Raw genomic sequence first — 13781 nt, 5'->3', positions numbered from 1 at the left:
TTGATTTATGCGAAGCGGTGCGAAAGATTGCCGAACGACTGGAATAATTATAGATTGCATAGTGATTGGGTGATTACATATGAACTTAATAAGCCGGATTACGGATTATGACATATTGGGTGAACGTTCAGAGCTTCTGCACTCAGTGTCCCGATTTGGGGCCAGAGGGGTGCTCGTTGATGAAAATTTCAATATTGCGATGATGCATATGACAAAACGGAAGTTATACAAGCTGCCTGGCGGGGGAATCGAAGGGACAGAGACGCCGGAAGAAGCTTTTTTACGTGAAGTAGAAGAAGAGACAGGCTATCGAGCAAAAATTACACATCAGCTGGGCCGCATTGAGGAGCATAAGACTAAAAATCAGTTCCTGCAGCTATCCTACTGCTTCATTGCAAAATCAGTGGAGGAGAACACGGTGAAGCTGACAGCCAAAGAGAAGCAGCTTGGTTTGACGGTAATCTGGATGACAATGGATGAAGCTCTCAAAGCAATGGATCGATCATTCAGGAATTGTCGTGAGTATTCGAGCAAATTTATGATTCTAAGAGATAAAACCATACTTGAGCGGGCTGTTGCTCTTCTAAGAAGCTTATAAAATTGCTTTAAGGTGAATCAATTTCATAACTCATTAAATACGTGTATTCGAAACTATGTATAGACAAATTAAATCATTTTGATCTATATATACTCTTGATTTAAGCAGCTAAAGGTATTATGAAATTGATTCAGGTTAAGAAAATATTAATTTTCTGTTAAAAATTGAGGTTTAGAAACATGGTATAATGCTCGCAAATAAATTTAATGGGAGGTTAAGGGCCTTATTGAGAGGTGCAAGCTTAAAATTGGGTAATCCATAATATGGAATATAAAGCGATATAAAAAAATTAGAATTGTATGAGGAGAGTACATGATGATGAAATTGCGCAAACTGATGGCAATTCTATTAATACCTGCACTTATTTTACTAAGTATGTATTTTGCTCCCGCTGCTTCTGCGGATGCTGTAGAAGGAGATGTCATTGTTATTTTGGGGGAGGATTTGACCACGGCACAGAAAGAACAAGTGCTTGCTGATCTGGATGCCCCTGCAGATACGATGACGATTCAAGTGACAAATGAAGAAGAACATAAATATCTGGGCAGTCACATGTCCAAGGCGCAAATCGGAAGCAAGGCGCTCAGCTCGGCTAAAATCGTAATCGGTAAGCCGGGAAGCGGCGTGTCAGCGACTTCGAATCACATTAACTGGGTTACCAACGATATGTATCTCAACGCCATGATTACAGCTGGGGTTAAGGATGCCCATGTTAGCATCACGGCGCCATTTGATGTATCGGGTACAGCTGCGCTGACAGGGATTATCAAAGCATACGAAACAACGACAGATACCGAAATCCCGGAGGAGCAGAAGCAGGTTGCTAACGAGGAGATCGTAAAGACCGCCCAATTATCCGATTCCATCGGTGCGGAAGAAACGACGACGCTGATGACGAACATCAAAGAGGAGCTTGCGCAGAATCAGCCAGAGACGAGAGAAGAAATGCAAACGCTGATTATTAATATAGCAAATAATCTAAACATTACTATTCCCGAAGCTCAGCTGACCGGCTTAGTGGATCTATTTATGAACATGAAGGATGCGAATATTAACTGGAATGCGGTAGGTGATCAGCTGGAGCAAGCCAAGCAGCAGTTTACTGATTTTATAGAGTCAGAGCAGGGCCAAGGTATTCTGGCAGCCATTAAGGACTTTTTTGTAGGACTAATCGAAATTATAAAAGGCTGGTTCTCCTAATATAATTGAATATTGTAAGACAGCACTGCTTCCAATGGATTGCGCAAATTTATCCATGGAAGGGTGCTTTTTTATTTTCGATCAAATAATCTATAACAAAATATCAGTTGGACGCGTTGATTACTTTAATTGAAACAAGAAATCTTCTTCTTAATAAGACCTGCATCAACAAAATCTTAGCTCGAAAGGAAGATCATAGGTTATGCGTAAAGTGATCGCCGGATGTGTTATCGCTTGTATCCTCCTTAGTACCTCTTGTTCAGACCATGCTGACAAGGAGAATGAGCCAGAAGAGGCAGCATCCGCGGAGCAGATTCATATTCTCAATAAGGAGCAGCAAGAGCAGACGAAAGATGGGGGCGGAGAAGCTGATCAGGGTAGCAGTCAGCAGGAATTTACAGTCCAATCGAAGCCCGAACTGCCTCGAGCTCAGTTCTTGACCAATCGAGTTAATTTGGAATATATCGAATATAACAGGGACACTGTGTCTTTTGAAGACTTAGATAAACTAGTGGAGCTTGATGAATGGCAAGCAACTGAGATTTTGGAATGGTATAACGGTATAAAACCGGATACACTCCAGCAGGTAAGTCAGCTTGAACTTGTGCCAAGAGTGCAGATAAAGATTCAGCTGCCAGGGACTGAGAAAGTCAGAATACTATATGAGTCGAATTCTCCAGATATAGTGTATCTGCAGGTGCATTCATCAGAAATAATAACATATGGTACAGATGCAGAGAATATCAGGCTGTTGCTGGAGACGCTTATATTGGATGGACCTTATGAGCCCATTGCAGGTACAGAATACCGGATTTTGACCGAGGAGTATCTTGTGAATGACGATCCGAACAATCCGAAAATCAGTTTATTCTATCGGGAATATAAAGTGTATAAGGATTATATGACGGGGTCTATTGAAGGGGTTGGTATAGAACGAGTTGAAAATATAATTGAGGCAAAAAAAGTGCTGCAAACTGATAAACTAAAATTACCACCTAATACGATCGTTAGCCCAAAGGTCCTAAAACAGTGGCAGGCAGAAGGATACTATCCTGTACAGGAATATTCAGAGGAGTCTATACGCGGTCTAACTTATGATGATCTTCTTGAACGAGATAAATAGATGGAAGAGATATACTAAACGTAAGCACGACAGTATGAATATTAATGAACCCCCGTAAGAGCATACGGGGGTTCTTTGTGTATTATTTCCTAAGATAAGCCGAGTCTAGAGCCACTTCCTGGCCCATAATCCTATGGAGCTTAAGGCGCGGGCAAGTTCTGTCCCTTTGCGGGTAAGTGAATATTCGGTACGGACAGGTCTGTCGGCAATGACGTTTCGAATGACAATACCTTCCTCCTCAAGTTCTTTCATTCGTTCGTTCAGGACGCGTTTGCTTAGATCGGGGATAACGGCGTGTATTTCACTAAAACGCTTGGGTTCCTCCATTAAGGTGTGAACAATAGGCGCAACCCATTTCCGACCAATAATTTGATACGAACGCGAGACCTTCTCACACATCTGCATATGATTTGTCGTCGATTGTTCATCCATTTTCAAGGCCCCCTTATTCACTTGATTATTAAAAGTAACTTCTTTTGTACATGGAGTAATTCCATATTGTGAATAAACAGTTATTAGAATTATTTATAGAATACCATGGAAAGCGCTATCATAACAGAATAATTTTGTTGTTCACAGATTCGACATTTTTTGTTGACGAAAGGTGTTAGCTAGGTGTATGATAATCACGTTAATTTATTTGGTTACAAATAATAACCAACATCGAACGGAACTTGTATTTTTTGTAAAGGATACTTGTGGTGGTGTTGATTATGGGAGTGCAAATTATCGTTCTTTTATTGATGTTATATGAGAAGGAATAATGTGGGTCATACTTTTAATAAATTTTACTCATAAACATTCGTAATTTTCACAAGATAACTAGCGCACAATATAGAGTAGAAACACGGGAGGCATTTCAGAATGGATTCAATGACTTTTGTCCTGTTCGGGGCTACTGGCGACTTAGCCAAGAGAAAAATTTACCCAGCACTATACAACCTGTATGTTGATCAAAAGATGCCATCATCATTTTCTGTTATTGGTCTAGGAAGAAGAGAAGTATCCGATGTAGATTTCCAGGCAAGAGTTGAAGCTTCGCTTCATACATTCTCTCGCCGTTCTCCAGAGGACGCGGCTAAGGTACGTGATTTTCTAGGCGCTTTTCGTTATACATCGCTTAACAATACCAAGCTTGAAGATTATAAGAAACTGCTTGAAGTGGTTGAAAAACGTGAGCAGGAGCTTGGCATTCCGCAGAATCGGATGTTCTATTTGTCTGTTGCTCCAGAATTTTTTGAGCCGATTGCCGAAAATATTAAGGAGAGCGGACTCGGTTCAGGCAGCGGATGGAAACGACTCATTATTGAGAAACCGTTTGGGCATGACCTCGAATCCGCAATACAACTGAATGAGAAGCTGAACAGTACTTTTGCTGAGGAAGAGATTTATCGGATTGACCATTTCCTCGGTAAACCGATGGTTCAAAATCTTGAGGTGCTGAGTGCAACGAATCCTGTCATGCATGCACTATGGGGAAATCATTATATTTCCAATGTGCAAATTACAGCGAGTGAAACGGTTGGTGTCGAAGAGCGGGCTGAATACTATGACCATACCGGAGCAGTAAGAGATATGTTCCAAAATCATATGCTGCAGCTGCTCATGATGATCTCACTTCACCTGCCGAAGAAATCTTCTCCAGATGAGGTTCGTGCGAAGAAGAGAAATACGGCACAGTCCTTAATTCCGTTGGAGGTAGAAGCGCTTGACCAGTATATTGTAAGAGCACAATATCAAGCAGGTGATCTGCAAGGCAAACCGGTGGTTGGCTACCTGGAAGAGCCTGGTATTGAAGGGACCTCCAAGAACGATACGTACTTTGCCGCACGCTTGTTCCTGGATGATCCATTCTGGACAGGGGTTCCTTTCTATATTCGTACAGGTAAACGTATGAGCGAAAAATCGACCCGTATCGTGGTTGAATTCAAGCAGCCGCTAAATACAGGAATGTCTGAAGACGAAGCGGTATCTGCTAACTTGCTTACCATTGATATTGGACCGAAGGAAGGCATGCGCCTGACGCTTAATTCCAAGAGCCCAATGCATCACGATACGATTGAGCCGATGGAGCTGAGCTTCAATTCCTCGTATGACAATGTGCCTGAAGCTTATGAAAACCTTATTTTTGATGCGCTTCGCAAAGATGCAACATTCTTCGCGCATTGGGATGAAGTCGAGCTGTCTTGGAGATGGGTTGAGCCTATCCTCAAAGCTTTTGCAGCGGATGAAGTTCCACTTCACTATTATGCAGCGGGATCAGAAGGTCCGGCAGCAGCGGATGAACTGCTTGCACAGGACGGAAATCGCTGGCATTAAAAATGTTATCCGGCTGATTGATACAGTCGATGACATAGATTGGTTGTTGGATTGCAGATGGTTCATCCGAACGGCATGCTCCGTCAAATCCAACAACAGGCCGCTTCTGACTATGCGGCTGAACCTAAGGGACTCGTCTACGGGCGTTTGTTCTTTCAAAAAACAGAGAAGATCTAGGAGGCAACATACATGAAGGTAGGACTTATTGGATTAGGAAAAATGGGATTAAACCTGGGGAAAAACTTGATTGATCATCAGCATGAGGTCGTAGCTTACGACTTGAATGCAGGTGCAGTTGAAGAAATGAAAGGTTATGGTGCAGCAGGTGCTTCTTCATACAAGGAAGTCATTGATCAGCTAGAATCGCCGCGCATTCTCTGGATCATGGTTCCTCATGCTGTCGTTGATGGTGTTATTGCTGACCTTACTCCTCTGCTGGACAAAGGCGACATCGTGATCGAAGCAGGTAACTCTCATTACAAAGAATCCATTGCCCGCTATGAGCAGCTTAAACCGCATGGCGTTCATTTCATGGACGTAGGTACATCTGGCGGTATGGAAGGAGCAAGAAACGGCGCTTGTTACATGATCGGCGGAGACGAAGAAGCATGGAACATCGTTGAGCCTCTGTTCAAAGATACATCTGTAGAGAACGGCTATCTGTATGCTGGCAAAGCAGGAAGCGGACACTTCCTGAAAATGGTTCACAATGGCATCGAGTACGGTATGATGGCTTCCATCGGGGAAGGCTTTGAAGTGCTGGAGAAGAGTGACTATGATTTTGACTACGAAAAAGTAGCACGTGTATGGAACAATGGATCGGTTATTCGTTCTTGGCTGATGGAGCTTACGGAGCGTGCGTTCTCCAAAGATGCGAACCTTGATGAGATCCGCGGGGTTATGCACTCTTCTGGTGAAGGTAAATGGACGGTAGAAACGGCATTTGATCTGCAGGCAGCTACCCCGGTTATTGCTCTATCCCTTCTGATGCGTTACCGTTCCCTTGAGAACGATACGTTTACAGGTAAGGTCGTTGCTGCACTTCGTAACGAATTTGGTGGACATGCTGTAGAGAAGAAATAAGACTGTACTTATTACTTCTGATCTACCACAAATACTTTGAATTCAATCATGAGAAGGAGTTTCGCTGTTGGGCGAGATTCCTTCTCTTTTGTTTTTCGACCAGACTTACAGCTTGATCTTCTTTTTTGGAGACGGTCTGCATAAGGATAAATGGACACACCTCTCTTAAGGGAGGAATGCGAAGCATGGCATTCAAACGAGCAAAATGGCGTACACAGCGTCAAAAAACCGGGGGTCAGCGTAAAAAGTGGATTTTGATTGTATTGTTGGTAATGATCATCGTGACCATCCAGTCCGTTACTTATGTGGAGCGGAACTTGAAGCCTCCTATTATGCATTTGGCAAAAATCAGGGTGAAGCAGCTTGGGACGGAGGCGATTAACAAAGCAATTACGAGTCAAATTTCTGCAGCCGGTCCTTCCAATGAGTTGATTGACTGGAAGACAGATGCAGAAGGGAAAATCAGTGGCTTTATGCTGAACTATAACGAACATATGCGGATCACATCAAGCGCGTTATCTGTCGTTCAGACCACTCTGCAGGAAATGGAGACGATCGAGGATCATGTCCCCGTAGGGCAGGCGCTGGGCAGCCCATTGCTGTCTTCCTTCGGGCCAAAGGTGCCAATACGAATTGAGCCGCAAGGCGCAGTTAAGGTTGACCTCAATACAAGGCAGCAAAATGCCGGCATTAATATGATTTTGGTTGAGGTATACATTCATATTGTGGCAGAGATTGCTGTTGTCGTCCCGCTGGATATGGAGCCGGAAGTGGTTGATACGGAAATTCCGATTTCTTATTTGCTTGTTGTAGGGGATGTGCCAATGTATTATTATGACGGCAATGGAAATCCGGTTGGAGAGAATGGGGCGAGTGCGCCAAGTATTGCTATACCGTCATTGCCAGGCGGAACAGTTCCTAATACAGGAGTAACCACTCCAGATGCGGGCACGACTGTTCCTAGTGGAGAGGAAGAGAGCGAGCTGTACATGGAGGAGCCTGCTTATCCCTTCCGACAGGTAACGAGTGAGTTCAATGAAAAGAAAGAACTTGCAGTAATGCGAGTGAATTCAATAACAAGGAAAGAACTTGCAGTAATGCGAGTGAATTCAATTACAACGAAAGAACTTGCAGTAATGCGAGTGAATTCAATGACAAAGAAAGAACTCGCAGTAATGCGAGTGAATTCAATGACAAAGAAAGAACTCGCAGAACAGGAGTTGTCATACATACTCTTGATTCTGCGAGTCCTTTATTTTTTGCTATTTTTCTTGGCTTTACGTGCTCGATACTCGTCATTCTCCCATTGTCTCAATAGTGGATAAGGGTCAAAGGACCATTCAGTTAAGCCGCTGTCACGGTAAATACCATAGTGCAGATGAGGGGGGAATTTCCCTTGGGTACCCGGCTTGCCATAACCTGAGCTGCCCACCCATCCGATGTTTTGTCCTGGAGTCACAAGGCTGCCAACATGAACAGATTTATCAAAACCGGAGAGGTGCGCGTAATAATGATAATGGTTATCCAGGTCTCTTATTCCTACCCGCCATCCTCCAAAGGGATTCCACCCTTTGATCTCAATAACCCCATAGCATGTGCTTCGAACAGGATATCCGTGAGGGGCAAACAGGTCTGTTCCTTCATGGATTCGTCGACCGCCCCAGCTTCGGCTCATTCCCCAGGTGCTGCGATAGGAGTAGGAGTTGCTTAGGGGTAAAGGAAAAGCATGCTGAGCAAGATCCAATGTATCAAAATGCTTATAAATCTTTGCGAATTGCTGGATACGCTGTACGGATCTGGAATTTTGATAATACTGCCACAAGGCAATGCCTAAATCATCTGAAGATAAACCGTATTTAGATGTGATTCTCGCCATACTGTAGAGGACATCATAATCATTGTTAGGATCGGCAATATTGTCACCAGTGCCATCTAACCCATATCCGCCGAATACCTCAATGGATAATGGATTCCTATCTGTAGAATCTGGATTTAAGATACCGGACCAGAGCTGAGGTTCAAAAAACACCCCGGTCAACCGCTCTTCATGGGCGCGGTCCTTCGGATGTACCTTTGTCATCGTACGTTCATATTGATCAATGGCGGCCAAGTAATACCATGGAACACCGCTGACAGCACTGATTTGGTCATACAGAATTTTGCGTTCCTTATATATCTCTTCCTTAGCAACAGGCTTCTTATCCTCACTTTTTGCATAGGCTTCCGGTATTGATGAAGCAAAGAGAGCAGCAGATATGATCAGCGTTACGCCGAGGTTCAACCATTTTTTCTTCTGAATCCGTATCAAAAAAGCCAATCCTCCTTTCTTCATATTTTCGTTGTATTTAGGTTCACACATCAGCATCGTTTTTATCCGTCTTTTACATAAAAAAGCTGGAGTCCAAGAGCCACAAATATTTTGATTTGGAGCTTATTTCCATAAATCCATGTTATAATGTGTTCCGTGCGAAAATTCTAACTTGATATAGAAAGAAGGGTCTCTTTTGGCGAATAAAATAAAAGAACCGAAACCCGAATGGATCAAGATCAAGCTGACTACGGGAGATAACTATCAAGAAATCAAAGATATGATGCGTTCAAAGACGCTGCACACGGTTTGTGAAGAAGCACGTTGTCCGAATATTTATGAATGCTGGGCTAACCGAACAGCAACTTTTATGATACTGGGTGACATATGTACAAGAGCCTGCCGATTCTGTGCTGTTAATACTGGGCTGCCTACAGAGCTGGATTTGAAAGAGCCTGAGCGAGTTGCAGAAGCAGCAGAGCAAATGAATCTTAAGCATTGTGTCGTCACAAGTGTGGCCAGAGATGATCTTCGAGACGGAGGAGCTTCCATCTTCGCAGAGACCATTCATGCCATTCGCAGAAAACTGCCTTTTTGCAGTGTAGAGGTACTAATTCCGGATTTTCTTGGAAACGAAGAGGCTTTAAAGATTGTGATGGACGCGAAGCCCGACATCCTTAATCACAACATGGAAACTGTCGAGCGTTTGTCTGACAAAGTGCGGGCAAAAGCCAAATATAAGCGTTCACTCATGCTGCTTGAGCGTGCCAAAAAAATGCAGCCCCATATTCCAACGAAATCCAGTATTATGCTGGGCTTGGGGGAGACTTGGGAAGAAATACTGCAAACCATGGATGATTTGAGAAGCGTAGACTGTGATATTATGACGATCGGTCAGTATTTGCAGCCTTCGGATAAGCATTTGTTTGTTGAAAGATATGTAACACCTGAAGAATTTTCTAAGCTCAAAGATGAAGGCCTTGCTCGTGGCTTCAGCCATGTTGAATCAGGGCCAATGGTCAGAAGTTCTTACCATGCACATGAACAAGTTAAGTCTGCCGCGAATGCTAATAATGTAGTATGATAAGAGCAGGCCTGAACTTCATGGGCGGTTTGGATAGAAAGGAAGGAAGACGGTTTTGATTCAGATTAGCGGCAAAACTTACGAAGTATTACAGGACTATCGAAATGGTTGGAATCCGGAAGCCTTTCGTGACCGGTATAGTGAAGTCCTGGAACGCTATGATTACATCATTGGGGATTGGGGCTACAATCAACTCCGACTCAAAGGCTTCTACCGCGATAACCATCCAAAAGCGAGCAAGGATACATCGATAGCGGGAATGGTTGATTATATTAACGAGTACTGCAACTTTGGATGTGCTTATTTTGTGCTACAGAAACATAAGGAACCTAAAGAGAACAAAGAACACAAAGATAACAGCAGCAAGGAGCATAAGGAATCCAAGACTGCGAAGGAAGCTAAGGAGTCCAAGGAGCCTATGGAGCCTAAGGAACCAAAGGAACCAAAGGAACCAAAGGAACCAAAGGAACCAAAGGAACCAAAGGAACCCAAAGATTCCAAAGAATCCAAGGATAAAGAGAAGATGGACAAAATAAAAAGCAGCTCCTCATAAGGAGCTGCTTTTTATTTTAGTCCAAAAATGCAGTTCGCACCCGATCCCAGAAAGGATACGGGCGATATCTGGCAAAGCTGACCTTCTGGGTGGAAACCTGGCATTTTACAGATATCAGATCATCTACTGTCAGGTTTACATGGTCAATGGTCAGCAGCAGTCGTTGAGATTTGCGAGAGAAGATATCGCAATGATGGTGCTTCGGTAAAACAACCGGCGAACCTAATGTCCGGTAGACCCGATTATTAATGGATGCAATCTCTGCAATCTGCATCGCTTCAATGGTGGGATGAACCATAGCGCCGCCGAGCGCTTTGTTGTACGCCGTGCTTCCAGAAGGAGTGGATACACAAATTCCGTCACCGCGGAACATTTCAAACGTGACATCGTTAATATCGACCTGGGCAACCACGGTGCCATCTACACCTTTTAACGTGAATTCATTAAGGGCGATCATGGAACTGACACCAGATTTGCGACGAATCTCCAGTTCAATTAACGGATACTCAACGATACGAGGGGAATGGGCAGTATCCTTATTCCCTTCAGCCATAAGCTGTATCAGATCTTCGAGCTCGTCTGCCTTCCAATCTGCGTAAAAGCCCAGATGGCCGGTATGAACTCCGACGAATGCGATATCGGGAATCCGGTCTGTGAAGGTGTGAAATGCTTGCAGCATGGTTCCATCTCCACCGATCGATATCACAATCTCCGGTGATTTGGCATCGAGAACAAATCCATGCTCCTTGGCCAGCTTATGAAACTGCCCAGCTAATTCAATGGATAAAGAGTCTCCTCTGTCCTGAACATAATATCTCAAGATGAAAGCTCCTTTGTCATCAGTATAACTCGATGATATCCAATTTCAGGAGAGAAAACAATCAATATACGTAAAGTTCTAGACATTACCTGAATCTGGAACTGAGATGCTGGATGAGGATACGGATTAAGGTCAGCATGAATAAAAAGGAGATGATCACTAAGGTGAGTGCTATTTGATAAGGTACAGCTTGGAAGATGGCCGATGGAAATGATAACGAGTCAAATTTATTAGGCCACGGCATGATGGATGTATTCTGATCGAACATGACCAAGTCCCAGCACAGAAATACAATCATTCCGGATAGCAATGCATGGACAAGTCGTGCTATTAAGAAAGGCGCATATCGTAATGGAGTGGGGTTAAGGATACTGACGACTTGGGCGTGGACTGAAAGTCCTCCCCAAGATAAAACACAAGCAGCAGCAGCCACTTTATACATTAACGGAATTTCTGCAAGCGTTCCGGCATAACGAGCACCGAGTGTAACTTCAAATAGCCCTCCTACTAGGGATTGGGAAATCTCCGGCGGCAGCCCGAGAGTCTTAAGCATCAGCTCCACTGTATGATACATGCCGGTCATCAGTCCTGCTTGGGTGAAGACTTCCAATATAACGCAAAAAAAGACAACAAGGCCCCCGACGACGGTAATAAGCTGAAGAGATGACTGTATAGCCTGCCTAAGTAATTCCCCCATGGTTCTACCGTCCTCAATACGTGCCTTGTGCATGGCTTCAAGCGCACCTCGGAGACGATGGGGCTTATCAACAGGCTGTTCTGACTCAGCTGTAGAATCTTTTTTTCCGTGAAATCGCATAAGCAGGCCCACGATCAGTCCTGCTCCATAATGAGCGATAGCCAGCATAACCGCAACGGCAGGGAGCTGAAAAAAACCGACGGATACGGCCCCGATCAGGAAGATGGGATCGGATGTTGTCGTAAAGGCGACCAGACGCTCGCCCTCATCACGGGTAATTTGTTTCTTCTCCCACAGCTTGGCCGTCAATTTGGCTCCAATCGGATAACCTGAAGCATAGCTGATCGCAGCAACAAAGCCGCCTGTGCCAGGTATACGAAATACAGGTCTCATAAGTGGATGAAGGAGTGTGCCTGTAAAATGGACGATGCCAAGACCGAGCAGCAGCTCGGATATGACAAAGAACGGGAATAAAGAAGGAAAGAGAACATCCCACCAGATGGACAGACCGCGCACTCCCGCATTCCACACCGCTGCCGGATAAAACATCATGAATATGCATATAATGAGAAGGCCAAACACTATGCTTAGCGGAATAACTAGACGTTTCATGAGCAGTAGTTCCTCCCGTAACTTACATTTCTCATCAACTGAGTCTAGTTAATATATGATCTTTTTTGGACAAACAGGACAAAAAAATAAAGTAAGCGTTTCCAAATTAGCTGTAATTTAAAGTATTCTATGATAATATATATTTAATATAAAAAATAAGACTAAAGTCCTTTTTTCAAATGTCGGATTTTCAAATTTTTGAGGATGGAGTGATGTCATGATGGGAATTATAGCCGGTATACTCGTCTGCGCTATCGTGTATGTGATGCGTGAAGCTCACACCCATCCGGGTGAAGAAGATTGGCGCAGTTATTAAATGGCTGGATGCGTCAAACAACGCTGCTAAGCGTTACTTGAGATGTAATATTTATAAGACAAGAGACCTATAGATAGAGAGGCTCTTGTCTTTTTTTGTCTGTAGAGCCATGTAAATTAGGTATTGTATTTAGTTATGCTGAGCGACATGATAAAATAGCTTCAAGTTGATTATAGAAAGAAGGCGCAGTAGTAATGGATCCTAACAAAACGCTATATGAAAATCTGGGCGGAGACAAGGGAGTTCGGGCATTGGTGGAAGCATTTTATCCCAAGGTTCAACAGAATGAACTGTTGTCCCCTCTATTCCCTGAAGATATCCAGCCTGTTATGGATAAACAATATATGTTCCTAAGTCAATTCTTTGGAGGACCCCCCCTTTATTCGGACGCCTTTGGTCATCCTATGATGAGGGCAAGGCATCTACCTTTCCCTGTCACGGAGGAACGGGCTCAGGCTTGGCTATCCTGTATGGCAGCAGCTCTGCAGGAGCAGGATTTGCCCGATTCTGTAAGAGAATTTACGCTGAAACGTCTCTCAGGTCCGGCTTATCATTTCATTAATACCCCGTCAGAATAAACAGAAAACAAAAAAACGCCATTCGGCGTTTTTTTTGCACTATTTTATTTACGTAGCCGCTGATCTGCCAGAAAATAATCCTGGTCATTATCGAGCAGTGTGACCCGGTTGTTGCAGCATGGAAATACGAGCAGCCTCTTTTTGCCTTCGCGAATGCGAATCAGTTCTTTAGGCTTCAGCGGCAGCAGCACATTTTCTTGATCACAGAAAGGACAGTACTGGACATAAATATCCCCCATCACGATATCATAAGGCCAGGTGTTCTCAAATGGAATCATGAAGTGGAATCCTTCTCGTTGTCGTCAGGAGACTCAGCTTGATTCTGCTCTTGCTTGATGTCCTCCTTGGAAAGCTCGGCCAGCTTTTGCATAAGAATGTGCTGTGGCATATGCATCAGCTGCTCAATGGGAATTCCTAACTTCTTGGACAGTGTGACTGCGGTATCCGCAGATATTTGTAAAGGTCTCATTAAGTTTCCTCCGGTAATAAA

General features: G+C 43.8%; 16 protein-coding genes. 10 read left to right on the top strand and 6 right to left on the bottom strand.

What is annotated here, in order from left to right; all coding sequences use genetic code 11:
- Window positions 1-79: 79 nt before the first annotated feature.
- From BM415_RS21520 to BM415_RS21510, 3 genes are all read left to right on the top strand, one after another.
- Window positions 80-598 carry an NUDIX hydrolase gene (locus tag BM415_RS21520; RefSeq protein ID WP_091161230.1) on the top strand — a complete coding sequence of 173 codons (519 nt, stop codon included), beginning with the start codon at window positions 80-82 and terminating at the stop codon, window positions 596-598.
- A 312-nt stretch (window positions 599-910) separates the two neighbouring features.
- Window positions 911-1798 (top strand): DUF1002 domain-containing protein, encoded by an 888-nt coding sequence (locus tag BM415_RS21515; protein WP_348272335.1) that lies wholly within the window; start codon window positions 911-913, stop codon window positions 1796-1798.
- Window positions 1799-2000: 202 nt separating this feature from the next.
- Window positions 2001-2921 carry a hypothetical protein gene (locus BM415_RS21510; protein ID WP_091161229.1) on the top strand — a complete coding sequence of 307 codons (921 nt, stop codon included), beginning with the start codon at window positions 2001-2003 and terminating at the stop codon, window positions 2919-2921.
- 105 nt (window positions 2922-3026) lie between these two features.
- Here BM415_RS21510 and BM415_RS21505 read toward each other — a convergent pair whose 3' ends face one another.
- Window positions 3027-3353, bottom strand: a complete 327-nt coding sequence (locus tag BM415_RS21505; protein WP_091161227.1) for a winged helix-turn-helix transcriptional regulator — start codon at window positions 3351-3353, stop codon at window positions 3027-3029.
- A gap of 432 nt (window positions 3354-3785) precedes the next feature.
- Here BM415_RS21505 and zwf point away from each other — a divergent pair, with 432 nt between their 5' ends.
- From zwf to yunB, 4 genes are all read left to right on the top strand, one after another.
- Window positions 3786-5240, top strand: coding sequence for a glucose-6-phosphate dehydrogenase (gene zwf, locus BM415_RS21500; protein WP_091161226.1), 1455 nt, complete (start codon window positions 3786-3788; stop codon window positions 5238-5240).
- A 39-nt stretch (window positions 5241-5279) separates the two neighbouring features.
- Window positions 5280-5417 carry a hypothetical protein gene (locus BM415_RS25260; RefSeq protein WP_170862581.1) on the top strand — a complete coding sequence of 46 codons (138 nt, stop codon included), beginning with the start codon at window positions 5280-5282 and terminating at the stop codon, window positions 5415-5417.
- Between the two features lie 12 nt (window positions 5418-5429).
- A complete protein-coding gene (gene gnd, locus BM415_RS21495; RefSeq protein WP_091161224.1) occupies window positions 5430-6323 on the top strand; it encodes a phosphogluconate dehydrogenase (NAD(+)-dependent, decarboxylating) in 894 nt (297 codons plus the stop codon).
- A 185-nt stretch (window positions 6324-6508) separates the two neighbouring features.
- Complete coding sequence (yunB, locus tag BM415_RS21490) at window positions 6509-7648, top strand: sporulation protein YunB (RefSeq protein WP_091161222.1); 1140 nt, start codon at window positions 6509-6511, stop codon at window positions 7646-7648.
- Here the strand turns inward: yunB and BM415_RS21485 are convergent.
- Window positions 7576-8631 (bottom strand): M23 family metallopeptidase, encoded by a 1056-nt coding sequence (locus BM415_RS21485; RefSeq protein ID WP_244533645.1) that lies wholly within the window; start codon window positions 8629-8631, stop codon window positions 7576-7578. The genes yunB and BM415_RS21485 overlap by 73 nt on opposite strands.
- Before the next feature lie 196 nt (window positions 8632-8827).
- Between BM415_RS21485 and lipA the strand changes: the two genes are divergently transcribed.
- Both lipA and BM415_RS21475 read left to right on the top strand, forming a co-directional pair.
- Entirely contained in the window at window positions 8828-9715 is an 888-nt protein-coding gene (gene lipA / locus BM415_RS21480; protein WP_091161221.1) for a lipoyl synthase, read from the top strand.
- Window positions 9716-9770: 55 nt separating this feature from the next.
- Window positions 9771-10268 carry a YutD family protein gene (locus tag BM415_RS21475; RefSeq protein WP_091161219.1) on the top strand — a complete coding sequence of 166 codons (498 nt, stop codon included), beginning with the start codon at window positions 9771-9773 and terminating at the stop codon, window positions 10266-10268.
- Between the two features lie 16 nt (window positions 10269-10284).
- Here the strand turns inward: BM415_RS21475 and BM415_RS21470 are convergent, their stop codons facing one another.
- Together BM415_RS21470 and ylbJ are read right to left on the bottom strand one after the other, a co-directional pair.
- Window positions 10285-11088, bottom strand: coding sequence for an NAD kinase (locus tag BM415_RS21470; RefSeq protein ID WP_091161217.1), 804 nt, complete (start codon window positions 11086-11088; stop codon window positions 10285-10287).
- A gap of 85 nt (window positions 11089-11173) precedes the next feature.
- Window positions 11174-12397, bottom strand: a complete 1224-nt coding sequence (gene ylbJ / locus BM415_RS21465; protein WP_091161215.1) for a sporulation integral membrane protein YlbJ — start codon at window positions 12395-12397, stop codon at window positions 11174-11176.
- Between the two features lie 510 nt (window positions 12398-12907).
- On the opposite strand from ylbJ, the gene BM415_RS21460 reads away from it, so the two are divergent.
- Window positions 12908-13291: a globin domain-containing protein gene (locus BM415_RS21460; RefSeq protein ID WP_091161213.1), complete on the top strand. Its 384-nt coding sequence runs from the start codon at window positions 12908-12910 to the stop codon at window positions 13289-13291.
- Between the two features lie 44 nt (window positions 13292-13335).
- Here the strand turns inward: BM415_RS21460 and BM415_RS21455 are convergent, their stop codons facing one another.
- Both BM415_RS21455 and BM415_RS21450 read right to left on the bottom strand, forming a co-directional pair.
- On the bottom strand, window positions 13336-13569 hold the full coding sequence (locus BM415_RS21455) for a hypothetical protein (protein WP_091161211.1): 234 nt from the start codon (window positions 13567-13569) through the stop codon (window positions 13336-13338).
- Window positions 13566-13760 (bottom strand): YycC family protein, encoded by a 195-nt coding sequence (locus BM415_RS21450; RefSeq protein ID WP_091161210.1) that lies wholly within the window; start codon window positions 13758-13760, stop codon window positions 13566-13568. The genes BM415_RS21455 and BM415_RS21450 overlap by 4 nt, the downstream gene beginning before the upstream one ends.
- Between the last annotated feature and the right edge of the window lie 21 nt (window positions 13761-13781).

The organism is Paenibacillus sp. 453mf (assembly GCF_900116105.1).
Taxonomy (GTDB): Bacteria; Bacillota; Bacilli; order Paenibacillales; family Paenibacillaceae; genus Paenibacillus; species Paenibacillus provencensis.
This window is presented reverse-complemented; position numbering and strand designations above follow the sequence as displayed.

Excerpts from the sequence above, each read along its gene's own strand:
- yunB (WP_091161222.1), top strand. The coding sequence starts at position 6,509 with ATGGCATTCAAACGAGCAAAATGGCGTACACAGCGTCAAAAAACCGGG.
- BM415_RS21450 (WP_091161210.1), bottom strand. The coding sequence starts at position 13,760 with ATGAGACCTTTACAAATATCTGCGGATACCGCAGTCACACTGTCCAAG.
- ylbJ (WP_091161215.1), bottom strand. The coding sequence starts at position 12,397 with ATGAAACGTCTAGTTATTCCGCTAAGCATAGTGTTTGGCCTTCTCATT.
- gnd (WP_091161224.1), top strand. The coding sequence starts at position 5,430 with ATGAAGGTAGGACTTATTGGATTAGGAAAAATGGGATTAAACCTGGGG.
- BM415_RS21455 (WP_091161211.1), bottom strand. The coding sequence starts at position 13,569 with ATGATTCCATTTGAGAACACCTGGCCTTATGATATCGTGATGGGGGAT.
- BM415_RS21510 (WP_091161229.1), top strand. The coding sequence starts at position 2,001 with ATGCGTAAAGTGATCGCCGGATGTGTTATCGCTTGTATCCTCCTTAGT.
- BM415_RS21505 (WP_091161227.1), bottom strand. The coding sequence starts at position 3,353 with ATGGATGAACAATCGACGACAAATCATATGCAGATGTGTGAGAAGGTC.
- BM415_RS21520 (WP_091161230.1), top strand. The coding sequence starts at position 80 with ATGAACTTAATAAGCCGGATTACGGATTATGACATATTGGGTGAACGT.
- BM415_RS21460 (WP_091161213.1), top strand. The coding sequence starts at position 12,908 with ATGGATCCTAACAAAACGCTATATGAAAATCTGGGCGGAGACAAGGGA.
- BM415_RS21515 (WP_348272335.1), top strand. The coding sequence starts at position 911 with ATGATGATGAAATTGCGCAAACTGATGGCAATTCTATTAATACCTGCA.
- zwf (WP_091161226.1), top strand. The coding sequence starts at position 3,786 with ATGGATTCAATGACTTTTGTCCTGTTCGGGGCTACTGGCGACTTAGCC.